Genomic DNA, 25,269 nt, shown 5'->3' on the forward strand with positions numbered 1-25,269 from the left:
ATAATAGTAATCATTCTCATTTGTATTTGCAAGTATTTATCAACATTAATCTAATCTTTACATTAAACAGGCTGTAAACAATTTTTACTATCTGATTTTAATGGGAAATATAGAGTATCGTGTGATGTATTTTGTGAGGTGTTGACTTAATAATGTAGGATGTCAGTTTTTTAAGGTCATCATAACGATGTCAAATCTTGAATTGTAACGAGCAACAAGGCACATCATTCCAGTGGTTAATACGTCCAAGCTATAGAGCTAAGTTGTCAATCGAGTTCTAGTCCTCATGTTATGAAGATCGAATGAGCAAAACACTGCGACAACATACTTATTGGAGCTAGCAGTTGCTTTGCTCATCCACAAATCATCAAACCGTATTATTTAGATACTTGAATGACAACGTTGTCATTATCAGTGGTGGCACTCAATAAAATTTTGTCTTGCAGAACTTTCAATAGCACACCATACGCAGGTAAAAAAAGTCCCAGACTAACCAAAAGCTTAAAGGTGTAATCAACGCTGGCTATTTCTGGCCAGTGAGTCGCCATAAACGCATCATTTGAGGCATAAAATGCAACACTGAAAAACACTAAGGTATCGACCAAGTTGCCTATTAACGTAGATGCGGCCGGTGCAACCCACCATGCTTTTGCCTGACGCAATTTTGCAAATACCGTGATATCCATTAATTGGCCAATTAAGTAAGCGACAAAGCTGGCAAATGCGATACGAAATACAAAGCTGTTCCAGTCAGTTAAGGTTGATAAAGATTGTAATTGGCCTTGATGAAATAACACGCCCACTAAATATGATACGACCAGTGCTGGCACCATAGCTTTGAGGATAATGCCTCTAGCGGCTTGTTGACCAAAAATTCTAACGGTTAAATCAGTAGCTAAATAGACAAACGGGAAGCTAAATGCACCCCAAGTTGTATGGAAGCTAAAAATCTGGAAGGGAAGTTGAACAAGGTAGTTACTTGCGCAAATAATTAATATATGAAAACTGACTAGTAACATCAGTGCACGGCGATATTTCGCCTGAGTTAACATCAACATATTGTGGCCTTTTTAATTGGGTTAGCACGGGGTGAGGGAACCCGCTATTGATTAATAGAGCAGTATTAGATGTTATTAAGCAAACTGCTTAGTGTGCTAATAAACATGCTAGTGACTGCCACAGAGAATATTATTTTTATTTTAGTCGAGCTTGTTTATCAATAGCGCTTACCTAAAATGCACCTTTTAAGGGTTATTTTAACCAGTAATCTTTGGCTGGAGTAAACGCGGGGCAGGATGATAACACTTGTGTTATCCAAGCGAAAGCAGTACTCGATGTTTTGATATGACCTTAAAGGGCAATGCCTATAAGCTGGGATGATGTTAAAAATCGATTAAAATAGACAATACTGTCGCGAGTTTATTTTCCAGCTCTTGCCATTCTTCTTCAGGGTTTGAACCTGCAACAATCCCGGCACCGGCAAATAAATTGATTCTTCTTGGTTCGATTAGTGCACTTCTAATAGCAACTGAGAATTCAGATTCATGGTGATTTAAATAACCGCAGGCTCCCGCATACCAACCTCTAGCATAACCTTCGCGTTGACGGATAAAGTTCAGTGCTGCATGACGTGGTAATCCCCCTACTGCAGGTGTCGGATGCAGGGCGCGTAACAATTCAAAGTCACTTACGCCAGGGTTTAATTGCGCTCGGATAGAACGATGTAAATGTTGAATATGATTCAACTTAAAGATTTTTGGTTGCTCATCTGCACCCACGTACTGACTTAATGGAGTCAGTGCATCGACAATGTGTTTTCTGACAAGTTGGTTTTCATGGCTGTTTTTGCAATCGTCCAATAATGCTTGTGCCAGTATATTGTCCTCATCCGGATTTAACCCGCGGACAGTCGTTCCTGCTAATGCTTCAGTAAATAGCTCTTGTTGACGGCGTAAATATAATCGTTCAGGAGAGCAGGAAATAAATGCGCGCTCAGGGCTAAACTGAAAGCCAAATTGAAAACTATTTGGATTACGACCTTGCCAACATGCTAGAACAGCCCAAGGATCAATATTATCATCGACATCAATTTGGCTGTGGCGCGACAATACGACTTTAGGTGTTGATTGTATAAAATTGGCCTGAGTGACCTGTTCTACTAATTCTTTCCAACGTGAATAATTGGGTAAATCACTCCGGCTGATTAACGAGAGTTTGTTAAGCGGAGATAAAGGCTGTGGCTTTTGTATTGTTGCGATGGCATTTAACGCCGCTTGAATTTCATCTTCAAGATCATTATTTTCAAAGTTAAGATTCACTAATATCCTAACCTTGTTTCCATTACGGCGTAATTCAATTCTTGGCAGTATAAAATGTGCACGACCAAATTCTGGCCAGCACTCAACGCTGCGGTCAAACGCTAAGCCACCATAATAACGAATGTCTTGATGGTTAGTTTTATTACGTTGTTGTTGATAAATATTTGCCAGGGCATTGTCGTCAACTTGGTCTGCAAAATAAAATGATTTGCATGAGCCTATGGCGGCGATATCTTCATCTCTATCACGTCCGTGCCAATAGATTTTTGGGTATAAGGTCTGAGCGCTTAACCAAGATATTAAAGGCAGTGCAGGCCCCTCAACAGACAGTTGCACTATGGGTTCACAGATCGGTACTAGGCGAAGTTGCTCAAGCTTAGCAATTAGCTCGCTAAATTGTGATGAAAAAAAGTGACCTGTCAATCTGAACCTCTCGTATAACAGCTGAGGGCTAACGTTAATAAACCAGTGAAATTGTGTCAATTGGTAAGATTAAAGCGTGTGATCTTAATTGCTAATATAGCTTACTCTTTACTGACATGGATGTATGGCAAATAACGTAATTATAAATCATCCCATTTTAAGCAATAAAAGAGAAATAATCATAGTGATTATTTCTGTTTAAAGTTTCATCAGACAAATTGAGTAAAAATGTGATTATATGGTCGTATTCAAGTAATAAACATAGATGAGTAGCTTAAAATAGTACAAAATATGACGAGTAGTACATGACAAATATATTATTTTTGATTTTAACGTAGAGTAATTTATACAATGAGTGATTCTGTAGAATCAAGCCATTTAATTAAAATCCCCACAGATAAACTTGCGTTAGGCATGTTTGTGACAGCAATAGATCATCAACAAAGTAAAGTCGCTATTCGCAATCCCGGACAAATCAAACATCGTGATGCCATTTTAAAACTGAAAAAAAACAATATTCTGTCTGTGTGGGTTGATGTTGATCGCTCTTCAGATACATGTGGATTAAAAAATACAGCGAGATCCAGTTCTGCGAGTAGCCTACTTGTGCGTAAAGCGACCGTCACTCGAGATAGCCAACAAACTCAGGCCAAAAAACTGCTTGCGGAAGCTAAGGGATTAATCAAAAAAGTGATGTCTGAAACTTTCGGCGGTAAAGCTATTGAAGTTGGACAAGTTGAAAATATCGCAGATAAAATGATTGAGTCAGTTATGGACGATGCGGATGCATTTAAGTGTATTTCTGCATTACGTACCAAAGATGCGTATTTACTTGAACATTCTATTAATGTGGCCTTCTTGTTGGTTACTTTTGGCAAGCACCTTAATCTTGAGCGAGAACTACTAAAGCAAATGGCTGTTGGTGGTATTTTGCATGATATCGGTAAAATTCAAGTCGACAACGAAATATTGCACAAGCCAGGTAAGCTAACCCCAGAAGAATTTGAACATATGAAATTGCATCAGAGCTATGCAATTGAAATTATGAAAGAGACAAAAGGCTTATCACAAGTAAGTAAAGATGTGTGCCTAATGCATCATGAAAAACTTGATGGCCGCGGTTATCCTAACGGCTTAAAAGACGAAGAAATTCCACAACATGGACGTATGAGCTGTATTGTCGACATTTTTGATGCATTAACTGCAGCTCGTTGTTACAAAGAAGCCATGAGCCCAGCGGCAGCATTTAAAATTTTAATAAGCCTAACCCCATTTCATTTAGATCAGAAGCTTGTATATGAATTTATTCGTTGTGTGGGCATTTATCCTGTTGGTTCCATTGTACAGTTATCGGATCAACGAGTAGGGATTGTCTGGGACTCAAAAGGGCGTGATGCACTGAATCCTATTGTAAAATGTTTTTATTCTATTAAACATAAGCGCTATACCGAAGTCACAATGGTTGATTTGCTTAAATCTGAATTACATATTGAGAGAGGCGTATCGCCAGGCTCGCTCGATGTCGATCCTAGCCCATTTTACTAAGAAATCTATTTGATCATATTAAGATGTGCCGAATGGGTAAAGTCACACGGCTTGCTCAATCCCATCTACCATTACGACTCCATCATATTTTTATGTATCAGTGTAAATGTCGGTAGCACATGCGTGGGCTAACGCTAACTATAGTACTGTTAGCGCACATTTTATCGTTCTGTTATTTCATAGTTAAATTTAATATTGGCGTAAGAGATCACTTTTCTTGAATAATATAAGAGATTTTTATGATTATATTGGAGGGAAAATGACAGAGTATTTCTTGTTACGTCGACTTAAAATAGCGGTTATGATCACTTTATGTATCATAGCAGTGATCGCATCGACTCAAACCGTCGGACTCACACGAGCATTGATTGAGTTGCTCGCATTTGGTGGGCTCATTTGGCTGGCGTTAACCAAACCCGATATGCCGCAAAATGACGCTTAAGCATTTTTGTTAACCCAAGCATCCGCAATGCTTCTAGCAAATAAACCCCGCAGTCTGTCTCTCTTCGTATTAGCTAAAATTGACGATATAAGTTAACGAAGCCCCACCAATAGCAAGCCAAAGCAACACACCTAACAATAGTGGCTTAGGTCCATTAGCGCGTATTTTTTTCACTGTGATTGCCGCACCAATTAAGAATAAACACAACACTAACATTTGTTTAGACACAGTAAATAGAAGGCTATAAATCGGCTGACCTTGTGGTACAAAATAAGCGATGAGAATTGCGATGCAATAAAACACGATAAACAATGGAATAGTAATTTTTCTTTTATCACCACCAAAGGCAATGGCACTGATTAATGCAACAGGAATTATCCATAAAGCTCTTGCCAACTTGATCGTTGTGGCGGTTTTAAGCGCTTCATCCCCATAAGAGGCCGCAGCCCCAACAACAGATGAAGTATCATGGATGGCAATTGCACTCCAAACACCAAAATCATATTGTGAAAGCTGCAATGCATGCCCGATGGTAGGGAATACAAATAACGCGATTGAATTAAGAATAAACACACAAGCTAAAGAGACTGCTATTTGGTCGTTTCTCGCATTAATAGCTGGCGCTACCGCAGCGATGGCACTACCACCACATATCGCAGTACCACAACTGATTAAATGACCTGTTTTGATTTCTAAGCCCACTAAGCGTGTTAATACAAAGCCTAAGGTTAACGTGAAAAAGATTGATCCGATAATAAGTCCGAGATTATGGCTACTGGCTGCAATGGCTTCAGGTAAATTGATACCAAATCCCAAACCGACAATAGAATAAGCTAATAGCTTTTTAGTCCATTTACTTAAATCGATACTCTCAGGAACCAATCCTACACTCGCTAAGGTAAAGCCAATAAGCAAAGCTACGGGAGAGGAGATTAATGGTGTGAGACAAACTAAGCCGATGGCGACAAATAACCATAATTTTACTGTTGTAGTTGATGGATTTGGCATGAGAGAGCACATCTAAAAAACAATGCAGTATTGTATCAAGTACGGTCCTTTCAAACGATCTTTACAACGGAGGTTTTTCTTCAATATCATCCAATGATCACAAGTTTTTACCTTGATTACGATAAAACAGGCAGACCAACTGCACTATTCGTTGATGGTTAATAGCCTCAGAAGTGAGCGAACTAGCATCATTAGCCATCAAACACTGCAATTGTGGGTGATGAAACTTCAAAAATTTGAAAATTCAATCCTTGTAGAATCTATTAATTAGAGATTGCAACACTCACGAGTCTTTTGGCCATAATCTTCAAAGCTTAACACTCATTACAAACACTTTGTTGCAACAGCTTATTGTAATAATGAATGCACGACGAAAAACGAAAAGGCTTCTCACATATTAAATGGGAGAAGCCTTTTGATAATTATTAATAGCGAAGGTTATTGTTATAACCTATTAACGTAAATGCAATGCATAGTCGCTACCATCTTTAGCGGTAAACACTTTACAGTTGCCTTCGATTGGCTGACAACCTGTATGGATTAAGCTAATCCACTGCTTGTATGGTGTTGGTAAATTCTTAATTGGAATCGCAACCTGAATGTCTTCAATATTGGCCTGGTCTGTGCTGCCCATTTCTCCTTGACGGTCGAAGCAAATCTCAACATGGGTATCATTATTCTTTAATACAACAGATGTCGGTTCACTTTTATGACCAGTCAATGCCACAAATTGACATGGATTTTGTAAGCCACACTGAGTGCCATCTTTTAAAAATGCGAGTAAGTGGGTGTAGTAAACCACATAACTACCTACATCTTGGTGTGAGCCATTCGTTAATGGAAATTGTGCATCCAAAAAGTCTTTTGCATTTGCAGTGCGATCCTGTTGATTGGTCGTTGCCACAAATTGCTCACCAATGAAGCGGTTAAGGTTTTGGGTTGCTGTATTGCTTGTTTGAGTAGACATATTCATAGCCTTATTCCTCTTCGTATTGTCGTAGGTCAGAAAACATTTTTAATTATTGTTTATCATTAAGTCTTGTTCGCAGCTTGATTTTTAGTCTATGCTATTTTTACAAACAATTTCACAATAAAAATTTTACAGTGTGAATTATACAAAATGAGAAATGAAAAAAGCTTAATGCGAAAGACCCATTTTTTGGGCACAAAGATAAGAAACTTGCGTAAACGCAATAACTTAACAATGGAAGACTTGTCTGCCCGCTGTGTACGTGTCGACTCAGGAAATGCACCGTCTGTGTCATACCTGTCGATGATCGAACGCGGAAAGCGAGTACCAAGCGCCTCTATGTTGGCGGTAATCGCGGCCGTTTTTCAAAAAGAAGTGGACTGGTTTCTGGATGATGTGCCAGACGATGAAGCAATTACACCCGAAAAAGGCAACAAAGGTGGCATTAGTGGTATGCCGCTTGAGCCAAGTTTTTTGTTTTCTAATGACATTCTTCAAATTGCCATTCCTGAAATGTTGTCGCAAACTGGCACCAGTGGGCGTCAATTTGCCCATTTGCTTATTCGTGCACACCAAGAACATCATCAAAATCATTTTCCTGATTTAGAGCGCGCTGCCGAAGAAGTTGGCTTAAAACGCATGCCACTTGCTACCGAAGATATTTTAGATATTGCCAAAGGCGTGGGCTTAAAAATTAAATGGATCGATCGTGTTCCGCAAGAAATTATCAACGAAATGGGCATAAACTCTAAGCAATTAGTGACCTCATTTTTTGAACCGCCGGGTACCATCTATATCAGTAATGTCTTGAAAAAGAGACCCAGCAGGTTGAAATACGATTTAGCTGTGCATATTGGCCATTGTGTTTTACACAATAAAGATGGCTTAAAAAGTGTGATGATGTCGGGCCGACGTGATGACTTTGATGATGCGCTCATTCCTCAATCTAACACCCTGAACGCGCAAGATATTTTGCATGCGTGGCGCGATTTCGAATCAAGCTTTTTTGCGGGTGCCTTATTGTGCCCTAAAGTACCATTTCGACAATTACTCGACCGTCATGGTTATGAAATTAGCGTGCATAAACAATTGCAAGTGTCGGCATCGGTTGCTATGCGCCGTATGACTGTGGTGTCACCTTACCCTCATTGGCATTATTTTGATGCCTATGCACCTGGCAAGTTAAAAGCGGTTTATCGTGGGAATGGCATTCCTTTGCCTTGGGGCAATATGCGGTTAGTGGAAGACCCTTGTCAGCATTGGGCTGTGTTTAGAATGATCAGCGAACCTGTCGAAGGCACCTCTGCGCAAATATCGATTTTAAATGTGGGTAATGAACCGCGGATTTATTGCTGCGAATCAATAAAAGTCGATGACTCAGCGGGTAATCCGCATGTGTTATGTGCTGGCATAGATTTAAATCCAGCCATTGAGGCGCAAGGAAAGGATGCCCAATCGATTGCTAATGATCTTAAACAGGCCTGTGTCACAGGCGGCGGGGCTGTCGCTATTCCTAAGCACATTCAAAAAGATCTTAACAGCGTAGCTAAAATTCTTAATATTAACTGGATTGAGCGTGGCATTAAAAAAGATGCGCAGTTAATTTGCTCGCGTGGGGCTGTGTGTCCGCGTCAACCAAGCTGTTATGCAGCAGGGCGTAATTTATGCGAAGACAAATAGTTTTTGGGGTTCAATAGTGACTTGTTTAAGCCGCATCAACACTAGTTGATGTGGCTTAAAATAAGTATTTTCAATCTAATTTAATACTTTAAATTAGTAGGTTGCACTATATTACCTGCTTTAATTAACTTACTCAGTTAATGGTAAATTAATACCATTGCGCATTAACGCACAACACTGCCAACGATAACTCTCCCCACGTAATAATATGCGGATTATACCCATTTTGATTTAGATTAATGTTAAAGATGTTCCGTGTCTGAAAAATTCTAGGTTAACAATCTAAGTCACTAATAATTGCCTTAATTAACATTTTGGACAGCAGTCCAAAATCCGTACCTCACAACAAATCTCTCTAATATTATACCTATAATTGATTGCTTAACATCGGTTCGTTTTTTCATCAAACATTAACAATAGTTCCCATTTTGGAATTGATTCCAAGGATATGATGAATCGTCAATTATATAAAAAGGGGTGATAACCTATGAGCAATATAGATCTATTAGGGCGCCGTAAGTTTATTGCAGGTCTAGGTATTGCTGCTGGGGCAGCGGTAGTAGCACCAGCAATGGCAATGTCTGAAAAGGCTGACGGTGTTAAATGGGATAAAGAAGTCGAAATACTCATTATTGGTTCTGGTTTTGCAGGTTTAGCGGCCGCAATCGAAGCCACTAAACTGGGTGCAAAAGACGTTCATATTTTTGAGAAAATGTCATATTTCGGCGGAAACTCAGCGATTAATGGTGGGCTTTTTGCTGCGCCAGGAACACCGATGCAAAAGAAAGAAGGCGTTGAAGATTCTGTAGACAGAATGGTTGCTGACCAGATGTTATCTGGTCGTGGTGTCGCTGATGAGGTTTTATTGCGTCATATTGCATCTCACGCAGTTGAAGCATTGCAAATGACCTTAGACGCTGGTGCAGAATATCATCCATACCTACAACAGTTGGGCGGGCACTCGGTTGCACGTACCTATCAAACCGCAGTCAGTTGTGGTGCTGGTATTACCCAGCCAATGTATAAAGAGTGTAAGCGTATTGGCGTTAATACCCATAACCGTTCAAAATTCGAAGGGTTCCTCCTTGGCGATAAAGGCGAAGTTGTGGGCGTTAAAATGCGTAGCAATTACCACTTTGAAGAAGACCAGCCTGGTAAAGTGATGAACATTCGCGCTAAGCGCGGTGTGATTATGGCTACTGGTGGCTTTGCACAAAATGTTGATTTACGTATGGCTGAAGATCCGACCTTAACTGCTGAAGTGGGTTGTACCAACGCGCCAGGCGCAACTGGTGAAGGTATGCTTGAAATGTTCCGTTTAGGGGCTATTCCTGTGCATTTGGCATATATTCAGTCAGGCCCTTGGGCATCACCTGATGAAGGTGGCTTTGGTTACGTGTCTAACTATTCTATTTTCAACTTCCCACATTCAATTGCGGTTAACCGTTTAACCGGTAAGCGTTTTATGAATGAAATTGCCGACCGTAAAACTCGTGCAGATGCTGAGTTAAGTTGTCGTGATGAAAAAGGTAATGCATTACCGCCGATTTTAATCACCAGTTATAAAGATTCAAAAGTGCATCCCAATACCGAAAAAGTTATTAAGTACAATGTCGGTTGGAAATTTGATTCTGTGGAAGCATTGGCGAAACACTTTGATGTACCTTTAGAAGCATTAAAAGCACAAATTGCAGAATACAATGGTTTTGTTAAAACCGGCGAAGACAAGCAGTTTGCTAAAGATATGACTATGGCTAAAAACAAAATGATCGAAGCGCCATTTACTGTCGTTCGCTTATGGCCAAAAGTACATTACTGCCAAGGTGGTGTAAAAATTAACACTAAAGCCGAAGTGAAAGATAGTTTAACTGGTCAGTCGATTCCAGGCCTTTATGCCGCAGGTGAAGTCAGTGGTGGTATTCATGGTGTGAGTCGTTTGGGCAGTTGTTCTATCCCAGAATGTATGGTGATGGGCATGACCGCCGCTAGAAGTCTTATGAAAGTATAACTAGACCAGTGAACAAGAGGAATCATTAATGAAAAACTTTAATATCATACTTGGACTGGTACTACTTGGATTAACCAGTTTATCAGCGCAGTCAGTTGAAATCCGTGACTATCATAAAGACGTTATCGGTAACGACTGTAAAACTTGCCATGATAATGGCATCAAGCAGTTCCCATCAGACGAAGCCTGTTTGCAGTGCCATAATGTCGATGACTTAGCGAAACAAACTATGCCTGCTAATGAAGAAGACAAGTGGCAAAATCCACATAACAATCTTCATTACGGTAAAGATGTACCTTGCCAAGAATGTCATGGTGAACATACACCGAAAAAACAACCGTTATGCAATACTTGCCATACGTTTAAGTTTAAGGGTTATAAGGGATAAATTAGGTCATTTTGCTTAATTTTTATCACAAAATGCCAATCCTTGATTGGCATTTTTCATGTGAAATATATTGGTATAAACTTAAATTATTGTTTCGTGTTTTCTTTTCTTTGTCATCATGTTTCTTCTTTATAAAGTCTGCCTGTAATAATCAATTAATCTGTGCATCATTCAGTAAATTGATCCATGTCTATATTCCCTAAAGCTTAACAAGCTAGTATTCCGCTCTGGCACTCTGCTGGTCTATGTTCTGCAATTTAAAAGCAGCAAATAACGTTTAATATTGAGTTTATTTTATGATGATTTTAGAAATAATCATTGTACTAGGAGTTATTTACTTCGGTGCAAGAATGGGCAGCATGGGGATTGGTTTCGCTGGTGGTGTTGGGGTATTAATTCTCACTGTAGGACTAGGGTTAACGCCTGGGGCGATCCCTATCGACGTTATGTTGATTATTATGTCCGTTATTACCGCCATTGCAACAATGCAAGAAGCGGGGGGGATGGAATATTTAGTGTCGATAGCGGAAAAGTTTCTCCGAAAACATCCCAAACACATTACTTTTTTAGCCCCTGTGGTCACTTATTTAATGACCTTATTTGCCGGTACAGGCCATACGGCTTTTTCTACCTTACCTGTGATTGCCGAAGTAGCCAAAGAGCAGGGCATACGTCCTTCTAGACCATTGTCTATTGCTGTTGTCGCCTCACAAGTTGCCATAACCGCTTCACCTATTTCGGCGGCAGTGGTGTTTTTATCAGGGATATTAGAACCTTTTGGGGTGGATTATTTAGTGCTGTTAGCCGTGTGTATTCCATCGACGTTTATTGCTTGTTTAATTGGTGCTGCAGTGGCGTCAATGTTTGGTAAACCGCTGGCACAAGATCCTATTTATCAACAACGTTTAGCCAGTGGATTAGTCAAAATACGGGGCAAAACTCAAGTTACACTTCAGCCTAGAGCCAAACAGTCGGTAGTGATTTTTTTAGTGGCGATTGTGGCAGTGATGTCTTATGCCACCGCGATATCTGACAAAGTGGGGTTAATCGTCAATCCTGTATTGTCACGAGATGTGGCCATTATGCTGTTTATGTTGTCAGCCGCAGCGGCAATAACGTGGTTTTGTCGTATCGACGCCAGTAAGATCTCAAATGCGTCTACATTTAAGTCGGGTATGTCTGCATGTATTTGTGTGTTGGGTGTGGCATGGCTAGGCGACACTTTTGTGTCTAACCACATTGATGAAATTAAAGACGTTGCAGGAACGTTACTTCAAAGTCAGCCTTGGTTGTTATCTGTGGCGTTATTTTTTGCTTCAATGTTGTTGTATTCGCAAGGTGCAACCACCAAAGCGTTAATGCCTGCGGCGTTAGCCATTGGAGTGAGTCCATTAACTGCGGTTGCCTCATTTGCGGCGGTGAGTGCATTATTTGTATTACCGACTTACCCAACTTTATTAGCAGCAGTCGAAATGGACGACACGGGTTCAACTCGCATAGGTAAGGCAGTATTTAATCACCCATTTTTAATACCAGGTGTAGTGACCATTGCTTCAAGTGTGTTGCTGGCATTTTTGTTTGGCAGCTTCATGCTGTAAGGCATTATTGAACGTATAGGTTTTGAGGTTGGGCTAGTAGAGCTTATAGCCTTTGCGTTCGACATTGGCTTTAATTAAGTTAATTAATTGTATGGTTGCAGGTGTTTGAGTGTCTGGATTGAGGTAAAGCGACTCGTTAAATACAGGCAGTGGCGGTAAGCCGTACTCAATAGGATCTAAAATCTGCATCTGGTCACTAATTCTAAATTCGGCTACAGGTGCAACCACTAAATCATTCTCGACCGCCATGCATAAAGCCTCTGGTGATGGCGTGGACAGCAATACTTTAATAGGACGCATAGACAATTGATGATTAGCAAATACTTGGGCTCGAATAGGACAGTTTTCTGGGTATAGTCCTACCGGAATGGTTTTTCTCTGGTGGGCTTTCCCGTCAGATGCCGCAACCCAATGAAAGCGACGGGTAAATAGCAGTTCGCCGTTTGTTGGTAATTGCCAGTGAGTCGCCACAATGACGTCAAATTCACCTTGATGCAGTCGTTTGAATAAATTGCCACTCACGTCGGTATCGATAACTAATTCTATACTTGTAAACTCACGTATAAACTCTAATAAAAAACTATTTAGATAGCACTTTATAAAATCGGTAGGAACACCAAAGCGGATCACCTCATGATTTTGACCATCTTTTAACTCATCGAGCGCTTGCGAGCTAAGTTGCATCATTTTATAAGCATAGTTAAGCAGCGTTTCACCTGACTCTGTCAAGGTGACACCTTTGTTGTCTCTTATTAGTAAAGACTGGCCGACACTTTCTTCAAGTTTTTTAACTTGTAGACTGAGTGCTGATTGGGTTCGGCAAATTTTATCGGCTGCTTTGGACAAGTTGCCACATTCAGCGATAGCGATAAAACTTTCAAGTAATTCAATTTTTAACATGGGCTATTGAATAAGTTCATAGTGGTATCAGTATTACTCAATTTGCGCTATCCACAAAGCTTGCTATGGTGTAAATGTGAAGTTGAAAAGATTTCATCTAAAGCTTAATGGAGTCGAGTATGAGTAGCTGGGAAAAACGTGGTAATTACTTAATTGAAGTGTCGCAACGTTGCCTTAAAGGCCACAAAACCTTTGATTTGTATCGCTCGCATTTAGTCCAAGCCAGTCAAATATCTAAAGGCACTATTTATAATCATTTTACCTCAGAGGCCGACTTAATTGTGGCCGTTGCTTGTGCCGATTACCGCCGCTGGTTAACTCAAGCAGAACTCGATACACAGCAGTATAAAGATCCCTATTTACGGTATATTTTTCATCATTGCCAACGTTTGTATCACATCTTACTTGAGCAATCTTTTGTTATTGCCAGAGTTATTCCTAATGAGTCAATATTAATCCAAGCTGGCGATTATTACCGTGATCGTTTTGATCGGGTGCTTAAGCAGTATCAACAATGGAATGCACAAACCCTGACAGAAATTGGTGTGGTGGATGGATTTAATCGTAACGAGTTGCTTTGTGACTATTTGCGTGGTGCGATGATTAACAGTGACGATGCACAAAAACATTACAACGATGCCGAAATGTATTATCAATTTAGCTACGCCATGACCCAACTAATGGGTCACTCTCACAAACGTATGCCCACAATTAAAGTATTTGTACAGTGGCTTGCTGATAAACAAGAATCGAAAGGTTGAGATCAAAGGTTATTCTCAAATAGAAATATGAGTTCTAATTATTAAATATCAATATAATGTTGATATTTAATAATTTACATCGTCAAATCAAGTTTTTGTTATTGGTACTGTTCTATATTATCTAAATTAGAACGAAGATAACTTGGGATGATACCCCCCAATCGATCGTTGTTACTTTTGACGCTTTAGTTACATGATTCTATCTTGTGTAGACGCAATATATTCCCGAGTCTGATAAATCAAAACCACCATTAACATTGCGATAGGTATTGACTAGGGCATTGTAAACTTGCGGCTTTACTGCCATTAATCTACATTAATAACCAATTAGGTTGCCTGTCACACACCAAACTATGCTATTCCTGAGGTAAGGGTTTACCAAATAAGTAACCTTGGAAGTTACTACATCCCATAGCCTTAAGCAGTTCATGTTGCTCTATATACTCAACACCTTCAGCGATAGTACTGAGGCCTAAATTAAGAGCGAGTTGAATGATTGTACGAGCGATAGCGGCATCTTTTTGATTATTGACGATTCCATCTACAAACGATTTATCAATCTTCAAGGTATCTATGGGAAAATTCTTCAAGTAGCTTAATGAAGAGTAACCCGTTCCAAAATCATCAATCGCTAATTTTAAGCCTAATTCTTTGAGTTTAAACAGCAAAGGGATAGCTTCCTCAATATTACTGATGATGGCTGATTCAGTAATTTCAAGCTCAAGTATATTGGGTGCTAAATCTGTCTCAAGCAGGGCATTTGTTACATGCTCTAAAATATTTGCATGATTGAATTGTAAGGCAGATAGGTTGACAGCCATTCGCTCAAAGTGCACATCTGTAGAGTGTATTTTTTTTGCTTTTTTACACGCTTCAAGTAAAGCCCATTCTCCAATAGGGATAATCAAGCCGCTACTTTCAGCAATCGCAAGAAAATCTATCGGCGATAACAAACCTCTTGTTGGATGGTTCCAACGTAATAATGCTTCGTATCCAATAATTTTTCCATCAACTGAATTCACTTGTGGCTGATAATAAAGTACCAGCTGATTACCTAAGGTTACGGCTTCTCGAAGTTCAGCTTCAAGTTTAAGTCGATCCATTAATGTTTTATGCATCTCATGTGAGAACAGTTGGTAACTATTTTTTCCGTTATTTTTGACTTGATACATGGCGGTATCTGCATGTTGCAATAATACATCGCCAGTAGCACCGTCATCTGGATAAAAGGAGATACCTATGCTTGCCGAAATAAACGTTTTCTGCCCCTGAATAAAGAAGGGCTTGGAGAGTGAATCAAGAATTCGCTGAGCAATAATAGCAACGTTTTCAAGCTGCTCTAATTGACATAAAAGCAGCGTGAACTCGTCACCACCCAAACGTGCAAGATGATCATTTTCGTATTCTAGGTGACTTCCCACACTGATTTGATCAGAAATACGTACAGAATCTTTAATACGTTGGGCTGCTTCACATAATAATTGATCGCCAGCTTGATGCCCCAAAGTATCATTGATTCTTTTGAAGTGATCTAAATCGATAAACAGTAATGACAATTTGGTTGATTGCCGTTTGGCTAAAGCAATAGCGGAGTCCAATTGCATAAGAAACTTACGTCTATTGGGCAGATCCGTTAACGTATCATAAAATGCATAATAGGCTATTTCTTGCTCTGATTTTTTTCTATTGGAGATGTCATGTAATGTGCCGTTAAGACGTGGTTCACCAAAATGATAAGTGATATCTGTTCTATCATGCAGAGTAATGACTTCGCCACTGCTATGAAAAATACGATACTCTATATCATACGGTTTTTTGGCCTTTAAGGCTCCCATGACGGTGGTCTTTAAAAACCCCCGATCATCAGGGTGAACAATTTCTAGCAAATAAGGTAGTGTAATTTTCACTTCTTGAGGCTTTAAACCAACCATACGATAAACTTCATCAGAACAGTCTAATGAATCGGATTTAAAATCCCATTCCCATGAGCCCAAGTGAGCAATGCTTTGTGCTTTGGCTAGCTTGTTTTTACTCTTAGTTAACTCCTTTATGGTCTTATTTGCTTTAAGAACATAATGGATTCGATGACTAAGCAGCGGCCACTGAACGGGTTTTGTCATAAAGTCTGTAGCACCAACATCGAAGGCTTTTTTAATGTCTTGAGGCTGATCTAAGGCGGTAATCATAATAATGGCGACATTATCCCCTCCGGGTAATGAGCGAATGACTGAACAGCATTCAAAACCATCCATCATATCCATCGATACATCGAGTAGTATGAGATCAGGCACATGTTTGGAAAACTGTTCTATGGCCTCCTCTCCACTGCAGGCTTCAATAATATTACCCACGGACTGACTCAATGCTCGACGCATTAGCAGTCGAATGACGGGATCATCGTCGACGATTAACACCACATCTTGAAGAGTATTTAATTCCATTAGACATACCCCTCTAATTTTAGCAGCAATGCTTCTGTAGTTTGTTCAAATGCCGGTAACAAGGAATCTGAGATATTATTAGCATCACTCAATTGATCATTACGTGCAAATAACTCTATTTGACTCGCTAATGCCTGAATCTTTATCGCCCCTAAATTGGCCGAACTAGACTTTAGTGAGTGTGCAGATTTAAATACCTGATCTGCATTATTATCTGCTAACCCTTTAATCATACTCTTGATTAATTCTGGAGTATTTTGCAAATACATCTCCACGATACTCTTCACCAGATCTGTTGAGTCATCTGGAGAGATTTGATAAATGTCATTAAGAGGACCATCAATCAACACTAACGCTTCCTCATCATACATTGCATCGACATTTACGGGGAGACTTGCCGGTTCAAATACCCATTTATTCAAGCATTCTGATAAATTCTGGCGGGTAAAAGGTTTTAAAAGTGCATCTTTGGCACCAGCTTGACGAAATAACCTTTTAACATTGGGTTGAATATCTGCTGTAAGGGCTATGATAGGTGTTTGATGATTAATACAACTTTCACCTAGCTTAATGATCGCTTCCGTGGCAACAATTCCGTCAACCACTGGCATATGATAATCCATAAAGATTAAATCAAATTTTTGCTCTTTCGCTCGGGCAATAGCTTCTTGGCCATTATTGACAATTTCACACTGATGCCCCAGAGACTCTAACAAGCTTTTTACTACCAGTTGGTTGACCACATTATCCTCTGCAACAAGCACTGTCGATTTTCGATATACCCCTTCTACGCTATTATTAAGTATGATCACTTCTTCAGATGAGTGTGAATTGTCTACAGGTACAAGTGGGATGCTAAACCAGAAATTACTGCCTTCATTTAGGGTACTTTCGACGCCATAACGCCCATTCATTAATATAACTAACTGCTGGCAAATAGCTAAACCAAGGCCCGTTCCGCCAAACTCACGCGTTATAGAGTTATCCGCCTGCATAAAGGGAGTAAAAATAGTCTTTAATTTGGATGTTGCTATGCCAATCCCAGTATCTTTAATCGTAAACGTAATAAAAGTATCTGAAGCTTCAACGTGTTCGCTCACCTGCATAATAATAGAACCTTGACGAGTAAATTTTATTGCATTTGAGATAAGGTTATTAATAATTTGTCGTATTCTGAGTGAGTCGCCTAAGTAATTTATGTGGTTTAGTGGCGATATGACAACATCGAAATCAAGACTCTTTTTCTGTGCTGTAACTTTATGAGATTGGCATGTAAAGGTGACAAAATCAGTTAAATTAAACTCTCTGATGTCTAAATCTATTTTATTGGCATCAATCTTAGAAAAATCCAGTACCTCATTTAATAACACCAGTAATGTTTGGGCTGAATCGTTGATCATTTGAACTGTATTAGAAACCTCTTTATTCAATTCAAAAGATGTAAGTAGATCTGAAAATCCAATAATGCCATTTAGCGGTGTTCTGATCTCATGACTCATTACGGCTAAAAATTCAGATTTTGCATGATTCGCTTTTTTGGCAAGCTCGAGTGTCTGTTGTAATTCAAAGGTGCGCTCTGAAACACGATTTTCTAAATCATGATTGATGGCTTCCAGTTGTCTACCTCGAGCATCCACTTCGGCGATCATTACGTTAAAACTTTGCGCTAGTTGAGCGAACTCATCATGAGACTTGATGCTAACGCGCTGGGTATAGTCTTTTTTATTTGAGATTTGCTCAATGACATGTAAAAGCGTATTGAGCGGTTTGGTGAATAAAGACTGTAACCAAAACATAACCAATAAACTTGCAAAAAAAGCAAATACACTTGTGGAAACAACCAGAATTAAATAATCATCCAGTTGCTGGGATTGTGAGTTCATATTATCGGTGATTTGTAACACGCCCACTATCTCGCCTTCAGAGAGCAAAGGGGTATAAGAATAAGCACTATCACGGTTAAATTTAATCAACTTTTTCTTAGAAGATACAATGTTGATTAATTCCTGCCGATCCGTTTCTACTTGGTAAGTATCACTACCTTGATATAAAGCAAATTCGTTACCTGTAAGATCATAGATAGCCGCATGGACGATATCGGGTTGTGCAATGAGTGCCGATAAGGTTTTTTCAGCTGAAACTGGATCGTTAAAAATAACCGCAGAGAGGCTATTGCTCGCGACAATATCACTCAACACTGCCAAGCTTTGTTCCGCCTTCTCTTTAGTGATGACATATTGCTTAGTGATTAAAGATGTAGAGATGATGATGATGACAATAATAGCGATCGCTAGCATTGAAAAAATCAACTTTGTTCGAATTGATGCAAAATTCATTATTTTCATTGCTTAACCTCGAGTGCTAATTTTAATACTTGTGAACTGATGTTTAAGCCTGATGCCTCTAATACCTTACTATTAATATTGAAATATAATCGCTTATCTTGCTCAACGATTTCAATCATGCCTCCTTGCACCGCAAAGCCGGAAATATCCGACACCGTTAAAATAGATTTATTATCGACAGCCAAGAATAAACGACGAATAAAATCTCTAGAGTTTGCGTCAATAAATACCACATCACACAGTTCTATTTGGCTTGTTTCTAATAACGCAATAGCCGTGATTGGCTTATTAGCCAATGTTTTATTCGACAGTTCCATAAAACTGTCGCGATATTGATTACCAAAGAAACAAATTTTCCATGGCGATTTTTCATTGAGACGCGATTCTGGCCACTGAGTAAATTTAGCGAAGTTATAGGTAAACGCCGCTTTTAAATCAAACGAGTCCTGGGCTATAGAGGTATGCGGAAGCAGAGCAAATATAGCTAATAATGAATACAGTAGCTGTCGACTTAAATTAAATTTTTTCATGGTTTCGACCTTAAAAGGTTAAGGTCGCTTTGAGGTAGTAACTTGGCCCTACCCGATAAGGAAATTGAAAGGTTTCTCCTTCATACTCAAGGTGGGCAGGATGAAGTAAATTTTTGCCGAATGCAGATAATATGATATTAGGATCGAGTTGCCAATGTAAACCAATATCTACGCCATAGTAACTATCAATAGTCTTATTACTAAGGTCATTTAGGTTTAATACGTTAGCTTCATCAATAAAACGCCACACGAGGTTAAGGTCAACATCATCCGTAATACTCCAATCCATCAGTGTCGATAACATATGCTCTGGCGCATCAGTATTTTGACTTTGACTCTTATCAAACTCATTTTGTGTGTAGCTATAATTTAGTTTTAATTGGATCGCATCAGTTGCAGTCCATATGGAGGAAAACTCGACGCCATAGTTATATCCAGCGAGATCATTATTAAATGGAACATTTTGCGAAATGTAATTGGGAAACGTACTGAAATCTGTTGTGCCATACAGAGAGCTGCGTAGTTGATCATAATTGTTATAAAATATTGTGGTATCAAAAGACCATTTTTGTGCAGGAATAAATCGATAACCTAACTCATATGATGTCATTTCTTCAGATTGATAGTTATCGTTACCAATCACCCATGTTTTGACCAGTGGAATACCTGCAGAGGGCGATATATTTAGCGCATTAACCGAAAGATTATTTTCTGATCTCGATGGCGTTCTAACTGCACGTGCAATAGAGGCCCACAGTTTGTTTTTTTCATTCAACTGCCACATTAATCGAGCATTAGGTTGGATTTCAAAACCAGTATAGTCGTTGTGTTCAAAACGTGATGCTAAAGTAAGCCACAATTCGTTGTCTACCAACGTCATCTGGTCACTGATAAATGCACTCCACAAATGGGTTCGTGTCGATGCCGAACCATTATTTTTCATAACAGAGCTTTGGTCAAAATTGTCTTGTATGTAACGATAGCCTAATCCCCAAACCATATTATGATTTTGACCAACAAGCAGCTGATGCTGAAAATCAATATCAAGGGTTTCACTGCGAAAGCCATACACGTATTCATCTCTTTTTGCATAATCGTAATAAGTTTGCAGACTATATTCTGAGGTAGGTGATAATGCTTTGGTGTATTTTGATAATAGATTAAAACCATCACTTTTTATTTTTTGAGTGTTAAATTCACGATATAACGGACCAACCATGGATGCAATATGGGAAGCCTGTTGCATCTGAGTGCTATAAAAGTCACTGCTCAACATGAGGCTTGTGTCTGTCTCAAGCTGTATATCCACACGCCCCCCGAATTGAAGGTGCGTCCAGTCGTTATCTTTATCAACACTTGCAGAAGGCTCCACCAGAGAGCTATCAAGATCTTGCGGATAATGTTCAAGAGAGTCTCTACTTTGACCTTTTAAATACACTCTTGATGTTGCGTTGTCCGCGAGTGTTGAACCATAACGAAAGCCTGCAAATCCTTGCTCAACATCTCCGGCACCTAGTTCCGCATAGCCCCCTAAGGTGTCAGCTGTGTGTTTGGTGATAATGTTAATCACGCCATTTACCGCATTGGCACCCCACATAGCAGCGCTAGGACCGCGGATAACTTCGATGCGTTCGATATCGGCCATGAGTGTGTCTTGAACTTCCCAATATACACCTGAAAAGATAGGAGAATAGAGCGTTCTGCCATCCATCAACACCAATAATTTGTTGTTGTAGCGACCATTAAAACCTCGACTACCAATGGCCCACTTTTGTGAGTCAATTTGCGCTACATGAAGTCCTGGTACATCGCGAAGAGCCTGGGGGATTGAGGTAGCCCCAGAGCGACGAATACTTTCGCTTGTGACGACATAGATTGCAGCGGGTGAATTTGATAAAGGCTGTTTCTGTTTTGACACTGAAGTAACTTCAACATTCATTAACTCTTGCAGACTGAGATCCAGAGAGTTTGACTCGGTTGCGATAGCAGTGAAACTGACTATAAAAACGAATAGTGTAGCCAAAAAAGTATCTTTCAACTTTAACATTTTTGAATGGTTCCTTCATAAATCTAAGGGGATACATGTCAATTGATTAACGTATCAAAAGCTACACAATGAATTGTCGCTACAAAGTTAAAAATGGTATGCCGTATGGTAAGATTATGTACTATTTTTAGATGATTCAACATTAAAACAATCACCAAATTGATCCGTTTGTAAACTTATATTCATTTTTGAGAACATGAGCATGAATATTGGCACCATTGAGCTGTGTACGTTCTCATCATTTAAGCCTAAAGGTTAGCTACTTCCGTGAGTATTGTTCTTTTGGGTATAAAATTGTAACGTTATTGAGGGAGATTTAGATGGCTAGAATGAGCTGATAAACAATAATTTTATTAGTAAGATAACTTTCCATCATCGTTTAACTTCGAGTGCTAATTTTAATACTTGTGAACTGATGTTTAAGCCTGATGCCTCTAATACCTTACTATTAATATTGAAATATAATCGCTTATCTTGCTCAACGATTTCAATCATGCCTCCTTGCACCGCAAAGCCGGAAATATCCGACACCGTTAAAATAGGTTTATTATCGACAGCCAAGAATAAACGACGAATAAAATCTCTAGAGTTTGCGTCAATAAATACCACATCACACAGTTCTATTTGGCTTGTTTCTAATAACGCAATAGCCGTGATTGGCTTATTAGCCAATGTTTTATTCGACAGTTCCATAAAACTGTCGCGATATTGATTACCAAAGAAACAAATTTTCCATGGCGATTTTTCATTGAGTCGGGATTCAGGCCACTGAGTAAATTTAGCGAAGTTATAGGTAAACGCCGCTTTTAAATCAAACGAGTCCTGGGCTATAGAGGTATGCGGAAACAGCACAAATATAACCAATACTGAATACAGTAACTGTCGACTTAAATTAGATTTTTTCATGGTTTCGACCTTAAAAGGTTAAGGTCGCTTTGAGGTAGTAACTTGGTCCTACCCGATAGGGAAACTGCAAACTTTCTCCTTCATATTCGAGATGAGATGGATAAAGTAAATTTTTCCCTTGCGCTGATAATGTGACATCAGATGTCACATTCCAACTCACTCCAATATCCACAGTGTTGTAATTCTCTATTGTCTTCATACTTGTGCCATTTTGGCTTATCAAGTCAGTGTCATCGATAAAACGCCATACGAAGTTAACATCAACATCATCGGTAATATTCCAATCAATTATTGTTGACAACATATGTTTTGGCGCATCGGTATTCTGATTTAAATTGTCACCAAATTTACTTTGAATAAAGCTGTAATTGACTCTTAACTGAAACGCATCCGTTATAGCCCACAATGAAGATAGCTCGACCCCATAACTATACCCATCGTAGTCATTCTCAAATACGGTATATTGCGAAATATAACTAGGAAATGTACTGGAATCTGTTGCACCAATTGAAATACTTCGCAGTTTGTCATAGTCGTTATAAAATACTGAAGTATCAAAAGACCATTGGCTTACCGGAATAAACCGATAACCCACCTCGTAAGAGATAATTTCTTCTGATTCAAAATTATCGTTATCCGATAACCACACTTTTACCAGCGGAGAGAGATCAGAAGGCGGTATATTGAGAGCATTAACCGAAAGATTATTTTCTAATCTTGATGGAGTTCTTATTGCGCGAGCGATAGATGTCCATACATTATTTTTTGCGTTTAACTGCCACATAAGACGAATATTGGGCTGAACTTCAAAGCCCGTGTAATCATTGCGTTCAAAACGCGAAGCCAAAGTAAGCCACAATTCGTCATTTACCAATGTGATCTCGTCACTGATAAATGCACTCCACAAATGGGTTCGTGTCGATGCCGATCCATTATTTTTCATTACAGAGCTTTGACCAAAATTGTCTTGTATATAACGATAACCTAATCCCCAAACAATATTATGATTTTGACCAATAATTAGCTGATGCTGAAAATCAATATCAAGGGTTTCACTACGAAAGCTATACACGTATTCATCTCGGTTGGCATAATCGTAATAAGTTTGAACGCTATATTCAGAGGTTGCCGATAATGCTTTGGTGTACTTTGATAATAGATTAAAGCCATCACTTTTGACTTCGTCAGTATAATACTCTCGGTATAGCGGAGCTTCTGTTGATGCAATATTCGGTGCTTGCTGCATTTTTGACGTGTAAAAGTCGCTGCTTAAAGTGAGACTTGTGTCTGTCTCAAGCTGAATATCAATGCGCCCACCTAATTGCAGATGCTGCCAGCTATTATCTTTGCCAGCATCAGCAAATGGAACCAGTAAATCACTCTCAAGATCGTTTGGGTCAAGCTCAAACGAGTCTCTTTCAAAGCCCTTTAAATAGACTCTCGACGTGACCTTGTCAGACCATGCTGAGCCGTAACGAAAACCAGCAAAGCCTTGTTCATAATCACCCGCACCTAACTCTGCATAACCACCTAGTGTATCGGCGCTGTGCTTAGTAATAATGTTAATCACGCCATTTACCGCATTGGCGCCCCACATCGCAGCGCTAGGGCCGCGGATAACTTCGATGCGTTCAATATCGGCCATGAGTGTGTCTTGTACTTCCCAGTAGACACCTGAAAAGATAGGAGAATAGAGCGTTCTGCCATCCATCAACACCAACAATTTGTTGTTGTAGCGACCATTAAAACCACGGCTACCAATGGCCCACTTTTGCGAGTCAATTTGCGCTACATGAAGTCCTGGTACATCGCGAAGAGCCTGGGGGATTGAGGTAGCCCCAGAGCGACGAATACTTTCGCTTGTGACGACATAGATTGCAGCGGGTGAATTTGATAAAGGCTGTTTCTGTTTTGACACTGAGGTAACTTCAACATTCATCAACTCTTGCAGACTGAGATCCAGAGAGTTTGACTCGGTTGCGATAGCAGTGAAACTGACTATAAAAACGAATAGTGTAGCCAAAAAAGTATCTTTCAACTTTAACATTTCTGAATGGTTCCTTCATAAATCTAAGGGGATACATGTCAATTGATTAACGTATCAAAAGCTACACAATGAATTGTCGCTACAAAGTTAAAAATGGTATGCCGTATGGTAAGATTATGTACTATTTTTAGATGATTCAACATCAAAAGAATTACCAAATCGGTCAGTTTGTAAACTTATGTTCATTTTTGAGAACATGAGCATGAATATTGGCATCATTCAGCTATGTACGCTCCCATCATTTAAGCCTAAAGGTTAGCTATTTTCGAAGATTTTGTTCTTTGGGGTATAAAATTGTAATGTTATTGAGGGATATTTAGGTGGCTAGAATGAGCTGATAAACAATAATGTTATTAGTAAGATAACTTTCCATCATCGTTTAACTTCGAGTGCTAATTTTAATACTTGTGAACTGATGTTTAAGCCTGATGCCTCTAATACCTTACTATTAATATTGAAATATAATCGCTTATCTTGCTCAACGATTTCAATCATGCCTCCTTGCACCGCAAAGCCGGAAATATCCGACACCGTTAAAATAGGTTTATTATCGACAGCCAAGAATAAACGACGAATAAAATCTCTAGAGTTTGCGTCAATAAATACCACATCACACAGTTCTATTTGGCTTGTTTCTAATAACGCAATAGCCGTGATTGGCTTATTAGCCAATGTTTTATTAGAAAGCCCCATAAAACTGTCGCGATATTGATTACCAAAGAAACAAATTTTCCATGGCGATTTTTCATTGAGTCGGGATTCAGGCCACTGAGTAAATTTAGCGAAGTTATAGGTAAACGCCGCTTTTAAATCAAACGAGTCCTGGGCTATAGAGGTATGCGGAAGCAGAGCAAATATAGCTAATAATGAATACAGTAGCTGTCGACTTAAATTAAATTTTTTCATGGTTTC

General features: G+C 39.3%; 19 protein-coding genes. 7 read left to right on the forward strand and 12 right to left on the reverse strand.

Going from position 1 to position 25,269, the window contains the following annotated elements; translation table 11 throughout:
* Positions 1 to 377 precede the first annotated feature (377 nt).
* On the reverse strand, positions 378 to 1,058 hold the full coding sequence (locus FCN25_RS10205; RefSeq protein ID WP_137224372.1) for a 7-cyano-7-deazaguanine/7-aminomethyl-7-deazaguanine transporter: 681 nt from the start codon (positions 1,056 to 1,058) through the stop codon (positions 378 to 380).
* Positions 1,059 to 1,382: 324 nt separating this feature from the next.
* On the reverse strand, positions 1,383 to 2,741 hold the full coding sequence (locus FCN25_RS10210) for an isochorismate synthase MenF (protein ID WP_137224375.1): 1,359 nt from the start codon (positions 2,739 to 2,741) through the stop codon (positions 1,383 to 1,385).
* A gap of 351 nt (positions 2,742 to 3,092) precedes the next feature.
* On the opposite strand from FCN25_RS10210, the gene FCN25_RS10215 reads away from it, so the two are divergent.
* Both FCN25_RS10215 and FCN25_RS10220 read left to right on the forward strand, forming a co-directional pair.
* Positions 3,093 to 4,286, forward strand: coding sequence for an HD-GYP domain-containing protein (locus FCN25_RS10215; RefSeq protein WP_137224378.1), 1,194 nt, complete (start codon positions 3,093 to 3,095; stop codon positions 4,284 to 4,286).
* A 259-nt stretch (positions 4,287 to 4,545) separates the two neighbouring features.
* Positions 4,546 to 4,728, forward strand: a complete 183-nt coding sequence (locus FCN25_RS10220) for a hypothetical protein (protein WP_137224381.1) — start codon at positions 4,546 to 4,548, stop codon at positions 4,726 to 4,728.
* Positions 4,729 to 4,797: 69 nt separating this feature from the next.
* Here FCN25_RS10220 and FCN25_RS10225 read toward each other — a convergent pair whose 3' ends face one another.
* A complete protein-coding gene (locus tag FCN25_RS10225; protein WP_137224384.1) occupies positions 4,798 to 5,736 on the reverse strand; it encodes a YeiH family protein in 939 nt (312 codons plus the stop codon).
* Between the two features lie 454 nt (positions 5,737 to 6,190).
* Positions 6,191 to 6,709: a malate synthase gene (locus FCN25_RS10230; RefSeq protein WP_240778410.1), complete on the reverse strand. Its 519-nt coding sequence runs from the start codon at positions 6,707 to 6,709 to the stop codon at positions 6,191 to 6,193.
* A 147-nt stretch (positions 6,710 to 6,856) separates the two neighbouring features.
* Between FCN25_RS10230 and FCN25_RS10235 the strand changes: the two genes are divergently transcribed.
* The 4 genes from FCN25_RS10235 (at position 6,857) to FCN25_RS10250 (ending at position 12,380) form a co-directional block, all read left to right on the forward strand.
* Complete coding sequence (locus FCN25_RS10235; protein WP_137224387.1) at positions 6,857 to 8,386, forward strand: DUF3612 domain-containing protein; 1,530 nt, start codon at positions 6,857 to 6,859, stop codon at positions 8,384 to 8,386.
* A gap of 487 nt (positions 8,387 to 8,873) precedes the next feature.
* On the forward strand, positions 8,874 to 10,394 hold the full coding sequence (locus FCN25_RS10240) for a flavocytochrome c (protein ID WP_137224390.1): 1,521 nt from the start codon (positions 8,874 to 8,876) through the stop codon (positions 10,392 to 10,394).
* A 28-nt stretch (positions 10,395 to 10,422) separates the two neighbouring features.
* A complete protein-coding gene (locus tag FCN25_RS10245) occupies positions 10,423 to 10,782 on the forward strand; it encodes a cytochrome c3 family protein (protein ID WP_137224393.1) in 360 nt (119 codons plus the stop codon).
* 296 nt (positions 10,783 to 11,078) lie between these two features.
* Complete coding sequence (locus FCN25_RS10250; RefSeq protein ID WP_137224395.1) at positions 11,079 to 12,380, forward strand: anaerobic C4-dicarboxylate transporter; 1,302 nt, start codon at positions 11,079 to 11,081, stop codon at positions 12,378 to 12,380.
* Between the two features lie 33 nt (positions 12,381 to 12,413).
* On the opposite strand, the gene FCN25_RS10255 is transcribed toward FCN25_RS10250, so the two are convergent.
* Positions 12,414 to 13,280, reverse strand: a complete 867-nt coding sequence (locus FCN25_RS10255) for a LysR family transcriptional regulator (RefSeq protein ID WP_137224398.1) — start codon at positions 13,278 to 13,280, stop codon at positions 12,414 to 12,416.
* Between the two features lie 119 nt (positions 13,281 to 13,399).
* On the opposite strand from FCN25_RS10255, the gene FCN25_RS10260 reads away from it, so the two are divergent.
* Positions 13,400 to 14,041 (forward strand): TetR/AcrR family transcriptional regulator, encoded by a 642-nt coding sequence (locus FCN25_RS10260; protein ID WP_137224400.1) that lies wholly within the window; start codon positions 13,400 to 13,402, stop codon positions 14,039 to 14,041.
* 356 nt (positions 14,042 to 14,397) lie between these two features.
* Here the strand turns inward: FCN25_RS10260 and FCN25_RS10265 are convergent, their stop codons facing one another.
* From FCN25_RS10265 to FCN25_RS10295, 7 genes are all read right to left on the reverse strand, one after another.
* A complete protein-coding gene (locus FCN25_RS10265; RefSeq protein WP_137224403.1) occupies positions 14,398 to 16,482 on the reverse strand; it encodes an EAL domain-containing protein in 2,085 nt (694 codons plus the stop codon).
* On the reverse strand, positions 16,482 to 18,827 hold the full coding sequence (locus tag FCN25_RS10270; RefSeq protein ID WP_137224406.1) for an ATP-binding protein: 2,346 nt from the start codon (positions 18,825 to 18,827) through the stop codon (positions 16,482 to 16,484). Before FCN25_RS10270 ends, FCN25_RS10265 begins: the two co-directional genes overlap by 1 nt.
* Positions 18,824 to 19,357 carry a YfiR family protein gene (locus tag FCN25_RS10275; protein WP_137224409.1) on the reverse strand — a complete coding sequence of 178 codons (534 nt, stop codon included), beginning with the start codon at positions 19,355 to 19,357 and terminating at the stop codon, positions 18,824 to 18,826. The genes FCN25_RS10270 and FCN25_RS10275 overlap by 4 nt, the downstream gene beginning before the upstream one ends.
* A 10-nt stretch (positions 19,358 to 19,367) precedes the next feature.
* Positions 19,368 to 21,404 (reverse strand): TonB-dependent siderophore receptor, encoded by a 2,037-nt coding sequence (locus FCN25_RS10280; protein WP_137224412.1) that lies wholly within the window; start codon positions 21,402 to 21,404, stop codon positions 19,368 to 19,370.
* 372 nt (positions 21,405 to 21,776) lie between these two features.
* Complete coding sequence (locus tag FCN25_RS10285) at positions 21,777 to 22,310, reverse strand: YfiR family protein (protein ID WP_137224415.1); 534 nt, start codon at positions 22,308 to 22,310, stop codon at positions 21,777 to 21,779.
* Between the two features lie 10 nt (positions 22,311 to 22,320).
* Positions 22,321 to 24,357, reverse strand: coding sequence for a TonB-dependent siderophore receptor (locus FCN25_RS10290; RefSeq protein WP_137224418.1), 2,037 nt, complete (start codon positions 24,355 to 24,357; stop codon positions 22,321 to 22,323).
* 372 nt (positions 24,358 to 24,729) lie between these two features.
* Complete coding sequence (locus FCN25_RS10295) at positions 24,730 to 25,263, reverse strand: YfiR family protein (RefSeq protein WP_137224421.1); 534 nt, start codon at positions 25,261 to 25,263, stop codon at positions 24,730 to 24,732.
* Between the last annotated feature and the right edge of the window lie 6 nt (positions 25,264 to 25,269).

Origin of the sequence: Shewanella sp. MEBiC00475 (genome assembly GCF_005234075.1) — a bacterium.
In the GTDB taxonomy this organism is placed as follows: Bacteria; Pseudomonadota; Gammaproteobacteria; order Enterobacterales; family Shewanellaceae; genus Shewanella; species Shewanella polaris.

Bases quoted from the DNA above. Each gene is read 5' to 3' on its own strand.
- FCN25_RS10205 (WP_137224372.1), bottom strand. From the start codon at position 1,058: ATGTTGATGTTAACTCAGGCGAAATATCGCCGTGCACTGATGTTACTA.
- FCN25_RS10215 (WP_137224378.1), top strand. From the start codon at position 3,093: ATGAGTGATTCTGTAGAATCAAGCCATTTAATTAAAATCCCCACAGAT.
- FCN25_RS10220 (WP_137224381.1), top strand. From the start codon at position 4,546: ATGACAGAGTATTTCTTGTTACGTCGACTTAAAATAGCGGTTATGATC.
- FCN25_RS10225 (WP_137224384.1), bottom strand. From the start codon at position 5,736: ATGCCAAATCCATCAACTACAACAGTAAAATTATGGTTATTTGTCGCC.
- FCN25_RS10230 (WP_240778410.1), bottom strand. From the start codon at position 6,709: ATGAATATGTCTACTCAAACAAGCAATACAGCAACCCAAAACCTTAAC.
- FCN25_RS10235 (WP_137224387.1), top strand. From the start codon at position 6,857: ATGAGAAATGAAAAAAGCTTAATGCGAAAGACCCATTTTTTGGGCACA.
- FCN25_RS10240 (WP_137224390.1), top strand. From the start codon at position 8,874: ATGAGCAATATAGATCTATTAGGGCGCCGTAAGTTTATTGCAGGTCTA.
- FCN25_RS10245 (WP_137224393.1), top strand. From the start codon at position 10,423: ATGAAAAACTTTAATATCATACTTGGACTGGTACTACTTGGATTAACC.
- FCN25_RS10250 (WP_137224395.1), top strand. From the start codon at position 11,079: ATGATGATTTTAGAAATAATCATTGTACTAGGAGTTATTTACTTCGGT.
- FCN25_RS10255 (WP_137224398.1), bottom strand. From the start codon at position 13,280: ATGTTAAAAATTGAATTACTTGAAAGTTTTATCGCTATCGCTGAATGT.
- FCN25_RS10260 (WP_137224400.1), top strand. From the start codon at position 13,400: ATGAGTAGCTGGGAAAAACGTGGTAATTACTTAATTGAAGTGTCGCAA.
- FCN25_RS10265 (WP_137224403.1), bottom strand. From the start codon at position 16,482: ATGGAATTAAATACTCTTCAAGATGTGGTGTTAATCGTCGACGATGAT.
- FCN25_RS10270 (WP_137224406.1), bottom strand. From the start codon at position 18,827: ATGAAAATAATGAATTTTGCATCAATTCGAACAAAGTTGATTTTTTCA.
- FCN25_RS10275 (WP_137224409.1), bottom strand. From the start codon at position 19,357: ATGAAAAAATTTAATTTAAGTCGACAGCTACTGTATTCATTATTAGCT.
- FCN25_RS10280 (WP_137224412.1), bottom strand. From the start codon at position 21,404: ATGTTAAAGTTGAAAGATACTTTTTTGGCTACACTATTCGTTTTTATA.
- FCN25_RS10285 (WP_137224415.1), bottom strand. From the start codon at position 22,310: ATGAAAAAATCTAATTTAAGTCGACAGTTACTGTATTCAGTATTGGTT.
- FCN25_RS10290 (WP_137224418.1), bottom strand. From the start codon at position 24,357: ATGTTAAAGTTGAAAGATACTTTTTTGGCTACACTATTCGTTTTTATA.
- FCN25_RS10295 (WP_137224421.1), bottom strand. From the start codon at position 25,263: ATGAAAAAATTTAATTTAAGTCGACAGCTACTGTATTCATTATTAGCT.